The 18,880-nt window shown below is 63.9% G+C and carries 18 protein-coding genes; 6 read left to right on the top strand and 12 right to left on the bottom strand.

Annotated elements, in window-relative coordinates; all coding sequences use genetic code 11:
* Positions 1–7: 7 nt before the first annotated feature.
* Positions 8–928, bottom strand: coding sequence for a carbohydrate ABC transporter permease (locus FAZ95_RS31240; protein ID WP_137336287.1), 921 nt, complete (start codon positions 926–928; stop codon positions 8–10).
* Positions 929–991: 63 nt separating this feature from the next.
* Positions 992–2,224 carry an ABC transporter substrate-binding protein gene (locus FAZ95_RS31235; RefSeq protein WP_137336286.1) on the bottom strand — a complete coding sequence of 411 codons (1,233 nt, stop codon included), beginning with the start codon at positions 2,222–2,224 and terminating at the stop codon, positions 992–994.
* A 259-nt stretch (positions 2,225–2,483) separates the two neighbouring features.
* Between FAZ95_RS31235 and FAZ95_RS31230 the strand changes: the two genes are divergently transcribed.
* Positions 2,484–3,257, top strand: a complete 774-nt coding sequence (locus tag FAZ95_RS31230; RefSeq protein WP_137336285.1) for an SDR family oxidoreductase — start codon at positions 2,484–2,486, stop codon at positions 3,255–3,257.
* 57 nt (positions 3,258–3,314) lie between these two features.
* The gene (locus FAZ95_RS31225; protein WP_137336284.1) at positions 3,315–4,388 is read left to right on the top strand and encodes an ABC transporter ATP-binding protein; all 1,074 of its coding nucleotides are present in this window, start codon (positions 3,315–3,317) and stop codon (positions 4,386–4,388) included.
* Positions 4,389–4,433: 45 nt separating this feature from the next.
* Here the strand turns inward: FAZ95_RS31225 and FAZ95_RS31220 are convergent, their stop codons facing one another.
* Complete coding sequence (locus FAZ95_RS31220) at positions 4,434–5,465, bottom strand: hypothetical protein (RefSeq protein ID WP_137336283.1); 1,032 nt, start codon at positions 5,463–5,465, stop codon at positions 4,434–4,436.
* Between the two features lie 348 nt (positions 5,466–5,813).
* On the opposite strand from FAZ95_RS31220, the gene FAZ95_RS31215 reads away from it, so the two are divergent.
* Both FAZ95_RS31215 and FAZ95_RS31210 read left to right on the top strand, forming a co-directional pair.
* Complete coding sequence (locus FAZ95_RS31215) at positions 5,814–6,821, top strand: hypothetical protein (protein ID WP_437437752.1); 1,008 nt, start codon at positions 5,814–5,816, stop codon at positions 6,819–6,821.
* A gap of 26 nt (positions 6,822–6,847) precedes the next feature.
* Positions 6,848–7,333: a hypothetical protein gene (locus tag FAZ95_RS31210; protein ID WP_137336282.1), complete on the top strand. Its 486-nt coding sequence runs from the start codon at positions 6,848–6,850 to the stop codon at positions 7,331–7,333.
* Between the two features lie 70 nt (positions 7,334–7,403).
* On the opposite strand, the gene FAZ95_RS31205 is transcribed toward FAZ95_RS31210, so the two are convergent.
* From FAZ95_RS31205 to norR, 9 genes are all read right to left on the bottom strand, one after another.
* On the bottom strand, positions 7,404–7,544 hold the full coding sequence (locus tag FAZ95_RS31205; protein ID WP_137336281.1) for a hypothetical protein: 141 nt from the start codon (positions 7,542–7,544) through the stop codon (positions 7,404–7,406).
* 353 nt (positions 7,545–7,897) lie between these two features.
* Positions 7,898–9,547 (bottom strand): alkaline phosphatase family protein, encoded by a 1,650-nt coding sequence (locus FAZ95_RS31200; protein WP_137336280.1) that lies wholly within the window; start codon positions 9,545–9,547, stop codon positions 7,898–7,900.
* A 172-nt stretch (positions 9,548–9,719) separates the two neighbouring features.
* A complete protein-coding gene (locus FAZ95_RS31195; protein WP_137336279.1) occupies positions 9,720–10,520 on the bottom strand; it encodes a c-type cytochrome in 801 nt (266 codons plus the stop codon).
* On the bottom strand, positions 10,517–12,139 hold the full coding sequence (locus tag FAZ95_RS31190; RefSeq protein ID WP_137336278.1) for a b(o/a)3-type cytochrome-c oxidase subunit 1: 1,623 nt from the start codon (positions 12,137–12,139) through the stop codon (positions 10,517–10,519). Before FAZ95_RS31190 ends, FAZ95_RS31195 begins: the two co-directional genes overlap by 4 nt.
* On the bottom strand, positions 12,129–12,698 hold the full coding sequence (locus tag FAZ95_RS31185) for a cupredoxin domain-containing protein (RefSeq protein WP_137336277.1): 570 nt from the start codon (positions 12,696–12,698) through the stop codon (positions 12,129–12,131). The genes FAZ95_RS31190 and FAZ95_RS31185 overlap by 11 nt, the downstream gene beginning before the upstream one ends.
* A gap of 29 nt (positions 12,699–12,727) precedes the next feature.
* A complete protein-coding gene (locus tag FAZ95_RS31180) occupies positions 12,728–12,910 on the bottom strand; it encodes a hypothetical protein (RefSeq protein WP_137336276.1) in 183 nt (60 codons plus the stop codon).
* 13 nt (positions 12,911–12,923) lie between these two features.
* On the bottom strand, positions 12,924–14,159 hold the full coding sequence (locus tag FAZ95_RS31175; protein WP_137337690.1) for a c-type cytochrome: 1,236 nt from the start codon (positions 14,157–14,159) through the stop codon (positions 12,924–12,926).
* Between the two features lie 97 nt (positions 14,160–14,256).
* Positions 14,257–14,964 carry a c-type cytochrome gene (locus tag FAZ95_RS31170; protein ID WP_496543834.1) on the bottom strand — a complete coding sequence of 236 codons (708 nt, stop codon included), beginning with the start codon at positions 14,962–14,964 and terminating at the stop codon, positions 14,257–14,259.
* A gap of 404 nt (positions 14,965–15,368) precedes the next feature.
* A complete protein-coding gene (gene norR, locus FAZ95_RS31165) occupies positions 15,369–16,964 on the bottom strand; it encodes a nitric oxide reductase transcriptional regulator NorR (RefSeq protein ID WP_137336275.1) in 1,596 nt (531 codons plus the stop codon).
* 113 nt (positions 16,965–17,077) lie between these two features.
* On the opposite strand from norR, the gene hmpA reads away from it, so the two are divergent.
* Both hmpA and FAZ95_RS31155 read left to right on the top strand, forming a co-directional pair.
* Complete coding sequence (hmpA, locus tag FAZ95_RS31160; protein WP_137336274.1) at positions 17,078–18,259, top strand: NO-inducible flavohemoprotein; 1,182 nt, start codon at positions 17,078–17,080, stop codon at positions 18,257–18,259.
* Between the two features lie 173 nt (positions 18,260–18,432).
* Complete coding sequence (locus tag FAZ95_RS31155; RefSeq protein WP_137336273.1) at positions 18,433–18,870, top strand: carboxymuconolactone decarboxylase family protein; 438 nt, start codon at positions 18,433–18,435, stop codon at positions 18,868–18,870.
* The last annotated feature ends 10 nt before the right edge of the window (positions 18,871–18,880 follow it).

Here is an 18,880-nt window from a genome sequence, read left to right as displayed (position 1 = left end):
TTCGCGTTCACGTGCTTTCCCCTTCCTGCTTGGGCTGCAGCCGCAAGTAGATCACCGTGAACACGAAGAGCATCACGAGCATGATCAGCGACACCGCCGCCGCCTGACCGGGACGCCCGAGCCTGAAGCCGAGCTCGTAGAGGTACGTGACGAGGATGTGGGTGCTTTCGTCCGGCCCGCCCTGCGTCATGACCCAAATGATGGGAAACGAATTGAACACGTAGATCACGTTCAGCAGGATCGCCATGTTCACGAAAGGCCGCAGCAACGGCAGCGTCAGCTTGCGGAACTGCTGCCAGGCGCTCGCGCCGTCGATGCGCGCGGCTTCGTAGATATCGGCCGGCACCGAAGAGAGACCGCCCAGGAGGATCGTCACCGTGAACGGAATCGACACGAGAATGCCGATGCCGATCTCCACCGGAAACGCAAATTCGGGCGTCGCCAGCCAGTGGATCGGTCCGCCGATCAACCCGAGCCGCTGCAGCGTGACGTTGACCATCCCATAGTCGTCGTTGAACGCCCAGCGCCAGACGACGGCCGTCATCGTCAGCGAGACCGACCACGGCAGCATCACGATCGTGCGCGCCATGCCGCGCCCGTAAAAGTCCTGGTTGAGCACGAGCGCGACCGGCACGGAAAGCAGCACCGTGCCGCCGACCACGCACGCGGTCCACACGATCGTGCGCCTGACCGAGTCGATGAACACGGGATCGCTGAATACGCCGTAGAAGTTCTGCAGGCCGTTGAAGCCGCGGATCGCCCCGAAGCGCGACACATCGTGCACCGACTGGTACACGATGTTGAAAATCGGGTAGCTGATGATGAACAGCGCGAGGATCAGGCTCGGCACGATCAGCAGCCATGGCTGATTGAAGCGCGGCGCCGCCGAGCGGCCAAGACCGGTTTGATCGTAGGGGACGTGGGCCATAAGTTGCGCGCGTGGACAGGCGGCACAGGCTCGCGCCAGGCCGCCCGCCGTGACATCGTTACATCAATGACCGAGCGACTTGTCGGCCTGGTCGGCCGCCGCGTTCAGCGCATCGGCGGGCTTCGCCTTGCCGAGATAGATCGACTGCATCGCGTCCGTCACGGCCTTCGCCGTGTCTTCCCAGCCGGTGACGGTGGGCGCGAAGCGGGCCGTCGGCAGGAGCGCGACAAACGCCTTGGTGTCTGGATCGTTGAACGCCGGATCGGCCGCCTCAGCCTTCGTGGTCGGCAGGAAACCCTCGGTGCTCGTGAACTCGACGCGCGGGTCCTTCGTGAACAGATAGTCGAGGAACTTCCACGCGGTCTTTTTCACCTTCGAGTTCTTGAACATCATGATCGAATCGGTGACGGCGTAAGTCGCGTGCGTGGTGCCCATCGGAATCGGATCGATCCCATATTTCAGGTTCGGCGCTTCCTTTTTGATCTGCTTGGCGAGGAACGGCGCCGAGATCATCATCGCCACTCGGCCCTGCTTGAAGAGGTTCTGCACGTCCTCGCGGCTGTAGCCCGTGACGCCCGGCTGCGTGAGCCCTTCATCGATCATCATCTTGTACATCGTCGCGGCCTTGACGCCGGCCGGCGCGTTGAACACCGCCTTGTCCGCCTTGTTGACGACCTCGCCGCCGTCGGTCCACAACGCGTAGTAGAAGTAGACATCCGTTTCGATCTCCTTGCCTTGCAGCCCGAAGCCCGCGATGCCCTTGGCCTTGAGCTTCTTCGACGCCTCGATCACGTCGTTCCAGGTTTTGGGACCATCGGGATAACCAACCGATGCGAGCATGTCCTTGTTGTAGTAGAGCGCGCGTGCCGAAGCCGCGATCGGCAGGCCGTAGGTCTTGCCGTCGATCTGGCCCGGGGCCAGGAACGGGCCGATGAAGCGGTTCTTGAAGTTCGGGTCCATGTAGCTGTCGAGCGGCTCGGCCACGTCGTCCTTCACGAAGTCGAGCAGCCAGCGCGTGCCGATGATTGCCAGGTCGGCGTTGGCGCCGCCGGAAATGTCCGTCTGCAGCTTCTGTTGCAGCGTGTCCCAGTTCACGTCCTCGATCTTGATCGTCGTGCCGGGGTTGGCCTTCTCGAAGCTGCGGGCCATCTTCTCGAAGTACGGCGCGGTCGCATCGCTGTAGTGAGCGACGGTGACGCGGACCGTGTCGGCCTGGGCCGCCACGGCGATTCCAGCAAACGCCAGCGCGACGGCAAGTTTGCCAAGCGCGAGGGAAGCACGGGATTGCAACGACATGTTGACTCTCCTGAATGAATCCGCCGCCTGACAGGCCGCCGGGTTGTTGATTATTTGAATTGCGAAAAATCCTACGTTACGAAAATGGACTTGTCACGTAGGATCTGCGACATTTTTGGCGCGCCTATCGTTTGCCTAATATGTTGTTAGGAAAGCCGATTTGGTGCAGTGCGGGCTCGGTTGCCTGAACGCAAAGAACACGCCGGAACCGCACTTCCATGCGATCTATTTGAAAGCGACCCAACAGACGAGGACAGCGATGAATCGTGTCGTGCTGGTGACTGGCGCAAGCGGCGGAATCGGCAGCGCGCTGTGCAGGCGTTTCGTAGCGGCGGGCGATAACGTGCTCGCGCTCGATATCGAAGCGGGGGCGCTAAGCGCATTGGCCGCCGAACTCGGCGCGGATCGCGTGACGCCGGTCACCGTGGACTTGGGCGATGCGGCAGCCGTTAAAGCAGCCGTCGCGCAGGCCGTGGCCGCCAAAGGCCCTGTCGACGTGCTCGTCGCCAACGCGGGCGGCGCGCACAGCGGCACGCTCGCCTCCACCGACCCCGCAAGCTGGCAGCGCGACGTGCATCTCAACCTGAACGGCACCTATCACACGGTCGAAGCCGTGCGCGCCTCGATGATCGAGCGCAAGCGCGGCGCGATCGTGCTGATCGGCTCCGTGAACGGCATGACCGCGTTAGGTCACCCGGCATATAGCGCCGCGAAAGCGGGCTTGATCAGCTATACGAAGGCGCTGGCGATCGAACTGGGCCGCCACGGCATCCGCGCGAACATCGTCTGCCCCGGCACCGTGAAGACGCCGGCCTGGCAGGCGCGCGTCGACAAGAATCCGCAGGTGTTCGAAGCATTGAAGAAGTGGTACCCGCTCGGCGACTTCGCGACGCCCGACGATATCGCCGACGCCGTGATGTTCCTCGCCTCGCCGATGGCGCGCGTGATCACGGGAGTCGCGCTGCCGGTCGACGGCGGGCTCATGGCGGGCAACCGGCTGATGGCCGAGGAGCTGACACTCGAATCGTTTTGAATCGCTAAACAAGGCGCATTTCGCTAAAACAACGCATCCGACCGCAACGAGGACAGCATGGCAGCAGTGCAGATGAGCGGCATTTTCAAACGCTATGGCGACACCCAGGTCGTGCACGGCATCGATCTTTCGATCGACGACGGCGAATTCGTGGTGCTGGTCGGCCCATCGGGTTGCGGCAAGAGCACGCTGATGCGAATGGTCGCCGGTCTCGAAGAGATCACCGGCGGCGAGCTGACCATCGGCGGCAAGCGCGCGAACGGGCTTTCGCCGCAGCAGCGCAATGTATCGATGGTGTTCCAGAGCTATGCGCTCTACCCGCATCTGTCCGTCTTCGACAACATCGCCTTCGGACCGCGCATCCGCAAAGAGCCGCCGACGAGCTTCAAGCCGCGCATCGAGGCCGCCGCGAAGATGCTGAACTTGAGCGGCTATCTGGACCGCTTGCCCCGCGCGCTGTCGGGCGGCCAGCGGCAGCGCGTCGCGATGGGACGCGCGGTGGTGCGCGAGCCGGAGCTGTTCCTGTTCGACGAACCGCTGTCGAACCTCGACGCGAAACTGCGCGTGCAGATGCGCACCGAAATCAAGGCGCTGCATCAGCGCTTGAAGAACACGGTGATCTACGTGACCCACGATCAGATCGAGGCGATGACGATGGCCGACCGCATCGTCGTGATGAACGCGGGGCGTATCGAACAGATCGGCCGGCCGCTCGAACTGTACGACCGGCCTGAGAACCTGTTTGTCGCGAGCTTTCTCGGCTCGCCGTCGATGAATTTCGTGGAAGGCGAATGGCAGCACGACGCTCAGGGAGCGCGGCTGGTGCTCGCCGACGGCGGTTCGATTGCGTTGCCGCAGACGAACCTGTCCGCGGCTCCCGGCGCGAAGATCACGCTCGGCATCCGGCCCGAGCACATCGAAACGCGGGCGCCGGAGGGCGTGGTGATGGAAGTCGAGGTGATCGAGCCGACCGGCGCGGAAACCCACTTGTACGGCAAGATCGGCGGCAGCACGTGGTGCGCCACGACGCGCCAGCGCGCGACGATCGAGCCCGGGCAGCGTGTGACGCTGCATCTGCCCGGCGAGCACGTGCATCTGTTCGATACGGGGAGCGGGCAACGGCTGGGGTGAAGCCAAGCGGGAAATGCAAGGACGTCCGCGCCGGTGCGTTAAGCGTCAGATAACGAAATGCTTCCCTTCACGCGTGAGACTCGTAGCCGGCATCAGATCGGCGCGCGCAATGCGCACCAGCGCCAACGCACGCGTGCGAGGCGGATTCCCCGGGATGTGCGCGACCCGGAATTCGATCTCGGTGCCCGCCTCCGAACCACCGCTCTCGACGATCACATTCATCCGGTTGAGCCTGACGAGCTTCTTCGAGACGTCGACGTGCGCCGCCGGATCAGAGAGCACCTCGCAAACGAGCGCCAATTGTCTTTCGAGTGCATCAGTCCTCTGGCCGAGATTCGCGAGGTTCTCCTCGTTTTCATCGATTTTCTCCTGCACCTGCTTCGCTTCGGTGAGCTTGGCAAGCGCCCCGCCGTTCGCCAGTGAACTCATCCCGACGCTGCGGCGCTCGAGCAACTGCAAGCGCGCCTTGAGCAGCGCGTGCTCCTCTTCGAGTTCGGCGCGCCGGGACGCGTCGGCCTCGATGCGCGCGAGACCCTCTACGGCAAGCTGATCGATGGCAAGCCGGATCACTTCCTGGCGCACCGCTTCGACGGTCCCGCCGCACAGGCGCACGACATGGTCGCCGAAGCTGACGGTGGTCCACGCGACGTCCGTGCGCGTAATACCGCCTTCTTGCTTCACGCCCATCCCGTTGCGCTCGGTCATCGCCATGCTGAGTACACCGATGACTTCATCGGCACTGGGATGTTGGTCGAAATACGCTTGCACGTCGGCAGAACGGCTGATCGCTTCCGTGACGTCGGCCGCGGTGGCAAAGAAGGCGTGAACGTGCGGATCGGAGGACCAGGCTGACGCGCTCGCTTCAAGCGGCGCCGGCAAGGTTTCGGCGAGCTTGCCGACGTATTCGAGCGAGAGCCGCACGGCGGCCCCGAGATGCTCTTGATACCGGTTCGCGAAACGCAGTCGCGGACTCATCGCAGCGATGCGCTCGACGGCTTCGCGCGTCTGCTGATTATCGAATCCAGCGGGCTCCGAAACGGCGCGATCGCGGTGCAAAAGCCAGTTGAAGATGCCCATGGTCGACCTCCGCGTTCAACGGTTCCGTAGTCATGCTGCTTGACGATCTCCACATCGATCGTGCGGTACTGTCGCGCAGTTCTGCGACCAGCCAATCCCGAACGACAACGCTGAATACCATGGTAGAAAATTGCCGCCGGGCTGCCTTTGTCCTTTATCAACAATATCGAGGCGAGCAAGCGCCATGGCTTTCATTTTGTAATTTCATGGCCGAGCACGGGTTTTTAAGCCCCTGCAGTGAAACCCCGCGACATAGTTTTGCAACAGCTTGAATCGGCGCGTCCTTCTATAGTCCATCCGTCGCCACGCCGCAGCGCGCGAAGTGGCCCGAACCGTGAAGGACGCCCCGTGAAAATCCGCCCATTTGCCATCCAGACCGCCGACGCCAAGCCGGCTCCCGCCGCGATCGCCGCACCCGCGCGCGGCATCCTGCGAAACCTCGTGCTCGCGGCCACGGCCACCATGCTCACGCTGGGCAGCGCATCGGCGTTTGCGTGGGGCTTTTCGGGGCACGGCACCGCCTACACGCCGCGGGGCACCTATAACGGCGCCCACTGGGGCTCCTGCGGCGGCGGGAGCTGCTCGCACGCGGGCAGCATCGCCGGCCCGAACGGCGGCTGGGCCTCCAACACCGGCAACGTCACCCGCACCGCGCCGGGCCAGTTCTCGAACTCCGGAACCGCGACCGGACGCTACGGCAACACCGTCCAGCACTCGGGCAACACGAACTGCTCGGGCGGCACCTGCTCGCACACCGGCACGGCCACCGGCCCCGACGGCAAGACCGCCACGAGCGACGGCAGCGTGACGCGCACCGCGCCCGGGCAATACTCGTCGTCGGGTACGGTCACCGGCTCGAACGGCAACACGGTCAACCACAACGCGTCGACGAACTGCTCGGGCTCGACCTGCTCCCGTTCCGGCACCGCAACCGGTTCGAACGGCGGCACGGTCACCCACTCGGGCACCGCCAACGGCGTCGGCACCGGCTACGTGACGACGAGCGGCACCGTGACCGGCGTGAACGGCAACACCGTGACGACGGGTGGAACCGTGGTCCGAGGCGGAACCGTCACGACCGGCACCACGGTCGTAACCGGCGGCACCGTCACGACTGGCACCACGGTCGTCGTCGCCAAGCCGCCGGTGGTCATCGCGCCGGTGCCCGTCTATGTGCCGCCGCCTCCGCCGCCGCCGGTTGTCTACGTGCCGCCCGCAGTCGTCGTCGTGCCGCCCCCGCCGCCGCCTAAGACCGTCTATGTCGCGCCGGCCCCTGTCTACGTCGCGCCGCGGCCCGCGGTCTGGGTGCCGGGCCACTGGGTCGGCGCAGTCTGGGTACCGGCTCACTGGGCCTGAGCGACGACGAGCAACCCCATACGACCATGAGCGAAATCGATCAAACGGAGCGCGAACCGATGAAACGCGCGATCGAGCCCTCGATTCGGGAACAGGGCCAAACGACATCTCCCCGGCCGGGCGGCACCGCGCTCTGGGTCTTCTTATTGCGGAAGTTCGCCTTTCTCGTGCCGCTGATCGTCGCGTTCGCCGCGCTTGCGGCGGCAACGATCAGCGTGGCGAATGCGGCTCCTCCGGCGAACGCCGAACCACCCGCGCCGTCCGCCGAGTCGGAATTGCCGCCGCGCTGCGCGGCGAACTACGCGGCGTTGCTCGATCTCGCCGAACTCGCTCGAGAATATGGGAAGTCGTCGGTGAGCTTCGTGCACGCGATCGACAGCGTGGCGGGTCAGCTCGACGATTGTCTCTACGATGCGCAGGGCCCAAACCCCGAACAGGGTCCGGCCTGGCAGAGCCTGGTCAAGGGCGCCGGGCAACCTTCGGCGGTCAAGCACAACGCCATCGGTATCTAGCGGCGCATTGCACGCCACGCATTGCACACCACCTTGGCTCGCCAAACGTTTGCGTTGGCGAGCGGCTTATTTAGCAGCCGTCCCGTACATCCGCAACGCCGGGGGCGATCAGGTTCGCCGCCAGCTCGCGCAGCAGATGGAGGGTCAAGGCGCCCGCGCCGCCGAGGGCGAGGCGTTGAAGTTCGATCAGGTCCCGCGCAATGAGGCTCATGGTGTTCCCCGTTCTGGTCAAGAAAGGAAGACGTCGCGCTGCCGGTCCACTCGATCCGCTCGATCCGCTTTCAGGCGCACGGGAGAAGTAAGCCTCATCGAACGTCCGTTTGCAGTGTCTTGGCCAACGGAGCGTGCGGAAAGACTGTTCTCTTGAGCACAGTATTGGACAGTCTCCTCGCTCTTTAAATCAGCCCGCGCCGAAGTTCGCGTAGTACACGGCTTCGCGCTGTCGGCGCTTTCCTACAAGGGAGAACCCGAGAAACGAGGTGCAATACGACGAGGACCGCGCTGGCGTTAGCCACCAGCGCGGCCCTCCAAACAGCGGCCCTAATTCAAGCCGCTAAGCCATGCTCAGTTGTGTGCGACGCCCAGGCCCGGCAGGGCCTGCGTGCCTTCCAGCGCGACCGAGTGCAACAGTTCCGGCTCGAGATCGAGCGCACGCAGGATCGTCGGCGCCACTTGCGTCGTCAGCACATAGTCGGACACGGTGCGGCCGGCATGCGGCAGCCCCGCGAACGACACGACGAGACCGAGATGGCTGTCGTTGGGTGCGTTGCCGCCGTGCTCTTCATCCTTCGTCTTGCTCGACGTATAGATCACGCCCGGATTCGGCTGCACGATGATGTCGGGCGTGCGGCCCTGCGCCGGATCGCCGAAGCGCGACGACAGCGCGTTGCCGTACAGGATGTACGCCTGCGAACCGTCCGCGCAGATGCCCGGCGCGTTGCAGCTCCGGTTGGCGTTCAGCGTGGCGACCACCGAGCGCAGCTGGCTGCGGTCGCGCAGCCAGATCAGGCCGACGTCGTCGGTCTGCACGAAGCCCGTGTCGACGAGACCGCTGCCGTCATTCAAGTTGCCCGTTTTCGTATTGTTCTGGCCGAAGTTGCCGTTCGGGTCCAGATAGTTATTGGTTTCGAGCTGCTTCGTGAGCGTGTCGCCGTTCTTGACGAGCTTCGTATGGTCCGTCGGCGACTGGCCGTGCTTGGCCGTCACGATGATGACCGTCGACTTATAAAGGTCACGCTGCTTCAGCTCGGCCACGACGCGGCCGAGCGATTCGTCGAGGTAGGCAATCGCGCCCGTGACCTTCGGGCCCGGCGTGAAGTCCGCGTCGAGGTAGCCGCCTCCCGTCGCGACCGTGGCCTTCTGGGCCACGCTCAGCGTCTGGAAGTTCGTGCCGAACACCGTCGGCACCGGTGCGCTCGTCGTGCCGGTCGAGTCCTTGCCGTCGATCTCGTTGATCAGCGCCTGCACGTGGTAGTCATCGAACTTCTCGGTGTGCGTGTAGCTGTCGAGGTAGTCCGTACCGGTGGCGGGGTCGATCGAATTGATCTCGGTGCGCGCGAGATCGTCGACGCCCTGCCCCGACGGCCCGTTCACCCAGTCGTAGCCCCACGCATGCTTGTCGGCCCATGCCGTGCGCGCGCCGCGAATGTGCTCTTTGACGACTTCGAAGACCGTGTTCGTCTTCACATAGTTGTGCGGATACACCGGCGTGCAGACACCGCCGATCATCGCGTTCGGAATGGCTTGCGGGTTGAACTTGCCGCCGCCGTCGAGGTGGGTGAGCGCGCCGCCGTTTTCCGCATCGATGCCCGTCGTTTCATCGAACACGACGTTCCATCCCTGCTTGCCGGAGCAAGTCGTATCGGACGGGGCATAGAGCGTACGGTCGTAGGACACGTCATAGAAGAGACCCGCTGACTTCGGCGAGCCGCCGGTCAAGAGCGCGGCGAGACCCGGAAACGAATCGGACAGACCCGGCGTGTGCGCGTTCGTATACGTCACGCCCGATTTCGCCAAGAGCGCGAGATTCGGGCACGTGTTCGCGCCGATGCAGCGCGCCACGTCCTGTTCGTGCAGACCGTCGAAACTGATAAGAAGCACGTGCTTCGCCTCTTTCATCTCGTGCGCTTGAACCGGTGCTTGCATACCGGCCAGCGCCAGCACGCCCGCGCCGATTGCAGCGCTTTTAGCAGACCACCTCCTGAACTCTTTCATTCACGACCTCGTTGGTTTGTTTTCGGAAATGAGCAACCGCGGAGGTAATGTGAATGCCGATTGAGTCTCGTCCGTGAAGCCGATCTGCCATTTACAAACAATTACATGTCAGACGAGCGCGGACGTTCGCCGCGGAAGGAATTTCCGCGGCGACAACGCTGCTGGGGAGAAGTTACCGCTTCGTGCTTTGCGCGTAAAAGGTTGCGGCCGCAACCATTTCGTCGGGCGTCATGTTGCGCGCGATGTTGCGCATCTGCCCTGAAATATCGTTGCGCCGCGCGCCCGATGCAAACGCCTGCAACTGCGCCTGCGTATACGCAGCCGGCAAGCCGTCGAGCCAGGGGCTGCCCGCTGTGTGATCGATGCCGCCATGGCAGGCCGCGCACGCCGGAATATTGCGCAGCGGCGCACCGTGCACGACGATGCCGGGCGCGTCGGCCAGATCGAGCCCTTGGCCCGCAGCCGGACGCGGCAGCGTTGCGTAATACGCCGCCAGGTCGCGCATGTCCTGATCGCTCAGGTTCAAGGCCATCGGCGACATGACGGCGTTCGTGCGCGCCCCGCTCTGGAAATCCTGCAACTGCTTGTAGACCACGATCGCATACTGGCCCGCCAGATTCGGCGAGCTCGCTCCGCTCATGCCTCGCTCGCCATGGCACATCGTGCAGCGCAGCGCGAGCGTCGCGCCGCGTCCGATCGACGATGCCGTCGCTCCCGCGAGCAATTGCGGCGTCACCTCGACCTTGCTCAACGGCACTTGAGGTGCAACCGGCGCGTCGTTGGCGAGCCACTGCTGCGGCACGCCCGCCGCGCTGCAGATCGCATTCCAGAGCCCCTGGAACTGCGCGTCGCGCTGCGCCGACGGCAACCACACGAAGCCCACGACCACGCTGAACACGAACACCACCGCCGTGGCGCCGACGCTCGCCCTGAACCACGGGTTGCGCAACGAGAACAGGCGTTCTTCGCTCATCGCTGGGCTCCAATCGGAATCACGGGCACGGTGTCGCCCCTCGCCATCAACTGCGCAATCGGATAGCCGTAGTTGAGCACCGTCAGCGCGACCATCAGCGTGAGCCACAGCGCGAAGCTGTTGAGCGCCACCGGCACCGTGCGCGGCTCGTGCACCGCCGTGCTGAAGCGGTATTCCTCAGGCGTCTCGGCTTGGCTGCGATGCCCTTGGATCAGCACCACGAAGAACAGAATCGCCGAGAGCACGAGAATGAGCCCGCCGATTGCCGACATCACCACCCAGATCGCTTGCGCGGCGATCTCCGGGTCGGTGTAGTCGTAATACGCCATGCGCCTCGGCATGCCCAGAATGCCGACCCAGTGCCACGGGAACGTCAGCACGATCATGCCGATGAACCACAGCCACAGCTGCAGGCGCATGAGCTTCCAGTTCGTCATTGCGCGGCCCGTGATTTGCGGCCATAAGTCGTAGGCGATCGCGAAGTACATGATGACAATCGCGCCCGCGTAGATCAGATGGAAGTGACCGGTGATCCACTGGGTGTTGTGAATCGTCGAGTCGAGCTGGTAGCTCATGTTGATGAGGCCGCCCGCGCCGCCGAAGCCGAGCATCACGAACGAGAGCGCAAGCGCCAGCATCTGCGGGTTGTCCCACGGCAGCGCGCTAAGCCAGCCGAATGCGCCCTTGCCGCCGCGCAGACGGGCGGCAATCTCCACCGAGGCGCAGATCGTGAACACGGTCAACAACGTCGGTACGGCCACGAGCGCCGTGAACACCGATTGCAGGAACTTGAAGCCCGAGCCCACCTGCGGATCGGCAAACAGGTGGTGAATGCCGATCGGCATCGCCACCACGAGGAACAGGATGAACGAGATGCGCGCCATCGTATCGCTGTACAGGCGGCCGCCGATCGCGCGCGGCACGATCGTGTAGTAAGCGATATACGCGGGCATCAGCCAGAAGTAGACGATGGCGTGCAGCGTCCACGAGAAGAACACGCGCGCGAGGCCCGCGTCGATGGTCGTCTTCCACCCGAACGCGGCCGGCAAGATCTGAAAGAGGATTTCGATCGCCGCGCCCACCGCGGTCCAGCCCCACAGGTACGAACCTGCCACGGTCGCGAACATCGGCAGCGGCACAGGCTTGCCGCGGTTGTCGCGCTTCCATGCCGCCAGATTCACCGACATCAGCGCCACCCAGATCCACGAGCCCACCACCACCAGCACGACGCCAAGGTAATAGAACACGTTGCCGATCATCGGCGGATAGAACGTGTAGAGCACCGAGGCGAGCCCGAGCGCCACCGTGATCGACGCCATCACGGCGCCCACCGCCACCAGCCAGAACCCCACCCACGCCCAGCGCGCGCCCACGAGCGTGCGCTTCAGAGACAGCTCCGTCACCGCGTAGCCGAAGCCCATTGCGATGAGCGTCGGGAACACATAGCCCATCACGGTGCCGTGCTCGGTCACCGAGCGGTAGTAGATCTCGGGGTTCTGCAGCCACGGATGCAGCGGACTGCGCACAACCATCTGCCAGGCGCCGAGCAGAAGCGCGACGCCGAACACGCCGAACGCGAGCCAGAAATGCGAGAGCACGAGCCGCTTGTTATTTAACACAACTGAGTCTCCTTGATGCGGCCGCCATTTGCATGAATGCGTCTTTGTCGATGACCTTCACGTGCGCCCACATCCCCTGGTGCCCCGTGCCGCAATACTCGTGGCACGGCATCAGGTGATCGCCCGGCTGCGCGAAAGTGGTCCTGAAGGTGGCGATATAGCCGGGCTCGACCATCGAGTTGATGTTGGTGTTCGTCACGAGAAAGCCATGCACGACATCGGCGCTCGTCGCGCGAAACGTGATCGGCACGCCGGCCGGCACCAACAGGCACTGCGGTGTGAACGAGTATTGCTGCGCGACGATGCGCACCGTCACCGAGCCGTCGGGCTCCACCGCGCTGCCCAAGTTGCTCTCGACGAATTCGCCCGAGACGTTGAGCGTTTCCGGGCTGATGGTCTCGACGCGCGAAGGCGGCATCGCCGACCAGCGCAGGCCGGTGAAGATCACTACCGCGATGGTGCTCGCGATGAGCAGCACCGCGAGGAACGCCCAGCGCCGCTCGATGCTTTCGGCGACTTTGGCGGAGGCGTGCGGATCGGGAACGGTTGGGTTCGACATAGTGCCGTCTGGTTAGATGAATGAGCCGTTCATTGAATGAAGCCGCGCGGCAGGAACACGAGGAAGTAGAACGCGTACCACAGGCCGATCACGATGGCCGTCGCGATGCCGGCCACCGCGATCGCGCCGCGCGGTCCGCGGCGCACGATCTCGTCGACGCGCTCGGCTTCAGGGGGTTCGCTGCCGTTCTTGGGGACAGGGGTATTGATCATCGCGTCCTCAGATTCAGAAGATGGTCGCCGAGCGCAGCGTGTTGACTTCCTTCTCCGTGACCGGCGTGCCGTGATTGCCCCAGGCCGTGCGGATATAAGTGACGACCGCTGCGATCTCGGCATCCGAGAGCGACTGCGCGAACGGCGGCATGCCGTACGGCATCGGGTTCTTCATCGTGCCCGGCGCGTAGCCGCCGTTCAGCACCATCCGGATCGGATTGACCGACGAGGTCATCTGGATCGACTGATTGTTCGCGAGCGGCGGGAAGTTCGGCAGCTTGCCTTGCCCTTGGTCCGCGTGGCACACCGCGCACTGCGCGTCGTAAATCTTCTTGCCGAGCGGAGCGAGCCGGTTCTTCTCTTCGGTCATGGCGGTGGTGGGAGCCTCGCTGCTGACTTCGCTCGTATGCCCCGGCAACGCCTTGAGATAGACGGCCACGGCGCGCACGTCGTCTTCGCTCAAGTACTGGAAGCTGTCGTAGACGACTTCGGCCATCGGTCCATACACCGCGCCGCGGTTCGAAACGCCGGCATGCAGCAGGCCGACGATATCGTCGATGCTCCAGTCGCCGAGGCCCGCTTCCTTGTTGGAGGTCAGCGACGGCGCATACCAGTCCTGGATCGGGATCAGCCCGCCCTGGAACTCCTTCGACTTCGTATTGCCGCCGAGCGCGTTGATCTCCGTGTGGCACATCGTGCAGTGGCCGAGCCCTTGCACGAGATACGCGCCGCGGTTCCATTCGACCGATTGCGACGGGTCCGGCTGGTATTCGCCGGCTCGGAAGAAGAGCGTGCGCCAGCCGAGCAGCAATTGGCGCTGGTTGAACGGGAAACGCAGCTCGTGCGGGCGGTTGGGCTGGTGGACCGGCGGCGTCGACATCAGGTACGCGTAGATCGCATCGGAGTCCGCGCGCGTCACCTTTGTGTACGACGCGTAGGGCATCGCGGGGTACAACAGATCGCCGTCTTTGGACCTGCCTTCGTGCAGCATCCGGTAGAACTCGTCGGCAGTCCAAGTGCCGATGCCGGTTTCCTTGTCCGACGAGATGTTGGGCGAATAGAGCGTGCCGAACGGCGTGGCCATCGGGCGTCCGCCGCCGAAGAGCTGCTTGCCCGGAATCGTATGGCACGCGATGCAGTCGCCTGCGCGCGCGAGGGTTTCGCCGCGCGCGATGACTTGCGCGTCGGCGCTCGCGGGCGCCGGCGTTTGCGCTTGCGCTTGCGCTCGCGGCACGCCGAGCCAGAGCATGCCGCCACACGTCAGCGTGGCAAGCGCGGTCAGCGCAGCAAACGCCTTGGCCTTGAAGTAGCGATGACTAAGCACGCTGTGCACGGAGGGGCCTCGGTTAGTTGGGAACGCTGCCGCACGCGAGCGGCAGCTTCAAGGAGCCGGCAGCGACAGGCGCCGGGTTCGCAGGCGCAGGCAGCGAGGCGAGCCACGCGGCGATCGCGGTGATATCGCTGTCGGAGAGACGCGTGGCGATCTGGTGCATGCAATCGGGGCTCGCCGCGTGACGCGTGCCGTAGCGGAACGCGCCCAGCTGTGCGCTCAGGTAGTCGGCATGCAGGCCGAGCAAGCCGGGGATCGCGGGCGCCATGCCGGTCAGCGCCGCACCGTGGCAGCTCGCGCACGCAGGCACGCCGCGCGATTGCTCGCCGCCGGTCGCAAGCGACTTGCCGTGCTCGAGCGCTGCGGCGTCGACCGTGGGCGCCGGCAGCGGTGGAAACGGCGGGCGTTGGCTCGCGAAGTACTCGGCGATCTGCTTCAAGTAGGCATCGGGCAGATACGCCAGCAGATAATTCATCGGCGGGTATTTGCGCTGGCCGTCGCGAAACGCTATCAGCTGGTTGTAGAGATAGCCGGCAGGTTTGCCGGCCAGGCGCGGGAAGTAATCGTTATCGGTGCCTTGGCCATGCGCGCCGTGACAGGCCGCGCAGCCCATCACGCGTGCCTCCATCGTATCCGGCGCTTTCTCGGCAACCGGGCCGGCGGCCAATGCCGGCGTCGTTAAGAACGTGCACGACGCCAAGAGTGCGCCAATCAAAGAGGCGATTCGATTCTTCACCGGATTCCTCGTACGGATTGCATGTCAGGAGCGATCCTATTGTTTTATTCGCTTTATCTGCCGCGCGAACCGCGCGGCCTACTGCACCCGCAAACCTGCTGATTCGATAAGCCCGCAAAGCCTACACGAATCATGTGACCGGTCTTCTACACGAAAAGTAATTATGTGAGGCAGATCAAGCAAGGCAAGAATTTTTTTCGCTTTGGACGAAGTTTCTTAATTGGCTATTGCAATAAGACGCGCCTTGGATTAAGAGGGCCCGCCTTGCAAGGTGGACAAGTCTAAACATTCGGCAGCTAGGGTCATAGAACCAGTTCAAGACAATTTTCTGGCCACTGAAGGTGACCAGTTGTCCGCTAAAACCAGCAAGCCACCTCATTGACAGCACGATGTCATTTCAATCCAAGCCGCTTTGCCAATCGATTCAAATTCGCCGGATCTAGGCCGAGCTCGCGCGCCGTAGCGGCCCAATTCTGCTTGTGACGCACGAGCGCAGCGAGAACCGTCTTGCGCTCGAAGTCTGCGACCGAGGTGCGGAAGTCCTTTTCGACGGCTTCGGGTTCGTCGGCGAGCGGCGGCTTGCCGGACGCATCGGGCGTATCGGATAGCGCAAGATCGGCCGCCGTCAACGTCAGGATGCGCGGACGCTCGCGCTGCGCCGCCAATGCCTTGAGCGCGCTGCGTCCGATCAAATGCTCCAGCTCGCGCACATTGCCGGGCCACGAATAACGCAGCAGGGCCGCCTGCGCATCGGCCGACAGACGCACGCTGAGCAGGCCGAGCCGGCTGCGGTTTTCTTCGAGGAAGAAGCCGGCGAGCAATAGGATGTCGCGGCCTCGCTCACGCAACGGCGGCACCCGCAGCGGATAGACGCTCAGACGATGGTAGAAGTCCGCGCGAAAGCGCCCCGCCCTGACCTCTTCGGCAAGATCGCGATTCGTGGCGGCAATCACACGCACGTCGACCTTGTGCTCGCTATCCGAGCCAAGCCGTTGCAGCTGGCCGTTCTGCATGACGCGCAGGAGCTTCGCCTGGACCGTCAGCGACAGTTCGCCGACTTCGTCGAGAAAGATCGTGCCGCCATGCGCAAGCTCGAACTTGCCGCGTCGATCCGACGAGGCGCCGGAGTACGCGCCGCGAACGTGCCCGAACAACTCGCTTTCGACGAGCGTGTCGGGCAGCGCCGCGCAATTCAGGCTGATCAGCGGCTTGCCCGCGCGCGCCGACAACGCATGGATCGAGTTCGCCACCAGCTCCTTGCCGACGCCGGTCTCGCCGGTCACGAGCACGGTCAGATCGCTCGCGGCCACGATTTCGATCTCTTCGAGCAGCCGCTTGTACGCATCGCTGCTGCCGATGAAATCGCGGCGGTGCTGCCCGCTCGCTTGCCGGAACGCTTCCTCGGCGCGGCTGCGTTCTTCCTCGCCGGTGCGCTCGAGCGTTTCGATGCGCTCGACGACGCTGACCGTCGCCGCCGCGAGACTCATGAATGCCTGCAATGCCGGCATGTCGAGCGCGTCGAATTGGGCTGGATCGAGCGCATCGAGCGTCAGGAGGCCCCACGGCCTCCCGCCGATGAACAACGGACAACCCAGGCAGTCGTGCACCTCCAGCTTGCCGGCGATGCCTTGCACCAGGCCGTCGTACGGATCGGGCAAATCGGAATCGGCCGCAAAACGCGTCGGTTCGTCGCTCGAGAGCAGTTGCGCAAAGCGAGGATGGTCGCTGACGCGAAAGCGCCTGCCGAGCGTGTCGCTCGACAGACCGTCGATGGCGAGCGGCACGAGCGTGTCGCCGTCGAGACGCAGCAGCGCGGCCGCGTCGCCCGGAAACAGCGCGCGCAGGCTCTGCAGCAGACGCCGGTAGCGCTCCGTATCCGGCAAGTCGTGCGAGAGGTCCTGCATCAGCGGCGCCAGCGTATCGAGCAGTGCGCGCGCAGTCAATTTGACTTCACTAGCAGTCGTTTTGACTATCGTCGGATCGACCATGCGAATTAATAAGACGTTGATTAATCGAGTCTTTTATTCTGGCACAGTTCGTGGATATAGACAGCGCTGGCGAGCTTCCAGCCACCTGTCAACTTCCACAAGGACACTACAAGATGCTATCCGCCGAACACCGTGCCATCGTCAAAGCCACCGTGCCGCTGCTCGAGAGCGGCGGCGAAGCGCTCATCACGCACTTCTACGGAATGATGCTGGGCGAGTACCCTGAAGTGCGCCCGCTTTTCAACCAGACGCACCAGGCAAGCGGCGCGCAGCCGCGCGCGCTCGCCAACGGCGTGCTCATGTACGCGCGCCATATCGATCAGCTCGAACAGCTCGGCGGCCTCGTTTCGCAGATCGTCAACAAGCACGTCGCGCTGAACATCCTGCCCGAGCATTATCCGATCGTCGGCAAGTGCCTGCTGCGCGCGATTCGCGAAGTGCTCGGCGCGGAGATCGCCACCGATGCCGTGATCGACGCTTGGGCAGCGGCTTATGGCCAGCTCGCCGACCTCCTGATCGGCCTCGAAGAAAAGACCTACGCGGAAAAGGAACACGCGCCGGGCGGCTGGCGCGGCACGCGCGAGTTCCGCGTCGCCCGCAAGATCAAGGAAAGCGACGAGATCACGTCGTTCTACCTGCGCCCCGCCGACGGGGGCGAACTGCTCGAGTTTCATCCCGGCCAATATATCGGCTTGAAGCTCGTGATCGACGGCGAGGAAGTGCGTCGCAACTATTCGCTTTCCGCGGCGGCCAACGGCCAGGAATACCGGATCAGCGTGAAGCGCGAGCCCAACGGCAAGGTCTCGAACTTCCTGCACGAGCAAGTCGGCGAAGGCGCTTCGCTCGAACTCTTCGCGCCGTCCGGCGACTTCACGCTCGAAGACAGCGACAAGCCGCTCGTGTTGATCAGCGGCGGCGTCGGCATCACGCCGACGCTTGCGATGCTGCAGGCGGCGCTCGGCACCCATCGCCCCGTGCATTTCATTCACGCTGCGCGGCATGGCGGCGTCCACGCGTTCCGCGAAACGATCGACAAGCTCGCCGCGCGTCACCCGCAACTGAAGCGTTTCTACTGCTATGAGGAACGCCGCGACGGCGATCAGGAAGCGCACGCGATCGGCTATCTCGACGAGACGCTCCTCAAGCGCTGGCTGCCGCAAACGCGCGATGTCGACGTGTACTTCCTTGGGCCGATTGCGTTCATGAAGGCGGTCAAGCGTCATCTGAAGGCGATCGGCGTGCCCGAATCGCAAAGCCGCTATGAGTTCTTCGGCCCGGCGGCGGCGATCGAATAGCCGGCGCGACAGTTGCCTAGGCCGTTGCTCGTTGGCAACGGCCCGGGCAACTGGTTACCTGGAAATACGAAAAATCGGTCATTTGCGAATGCCAGTTTGGCGCTTAATCTTTAAGGGTGTCGCGTGTTCCAACCCGGATTCAACCCGATCACCCTTTCAGGAGCCCATTCATCATGAAACTTCGCCTCGACTTCTACAAAGCCAACCCGCACGCCGTCAAAGCCATGCTCGCGCTCGAAGAGCAGATCGCCAAATCGTCGCTCGAAAAGTCGCTGACCGAGCTGGTACGGCTGCGCGCTTCGCAGATCAACGGCTGCGCGTACTGCGTCGACCAGCACACGGCCGATGCGCGCAAGGGCGGCGAAACCGATCGACGCCTCGCCACCGTCGTGGTCTGGCGCGAAACGCCGTTCTTCACGGACCGCGAGCGCGCCGCGCTGGCGTGGACCGAGGCGCTCACGCTGGTTTCGATCGAGCACGTGCCCGATTCGGTTTGGGAAGTCGTCAGGCCGCATTTCAGCGACGCGGAGATCGTCGATCTGACGCTGCTCGTCGCGACGATCAATAGCTGGAACCGCTTCGCCATCGCGTTCCGCAAGACACCTGCGTAGCGCTCAGGTG

Origin of the sequence: Trinickia violacea (genome assembly GCF_005280735.1) — a bacterium.
Classification (GTDB): Bacteria; Pseudomonadota; Gammaproteobacteria; order Burkholderiales; family Burkholderiaceae; genus Trinickia_A; species Trinickia_A violacea.
Note: the sequence above shows the minus strand (reverse complement) of the source record. Positions and strands in the feature narration are given on the sequence as shown.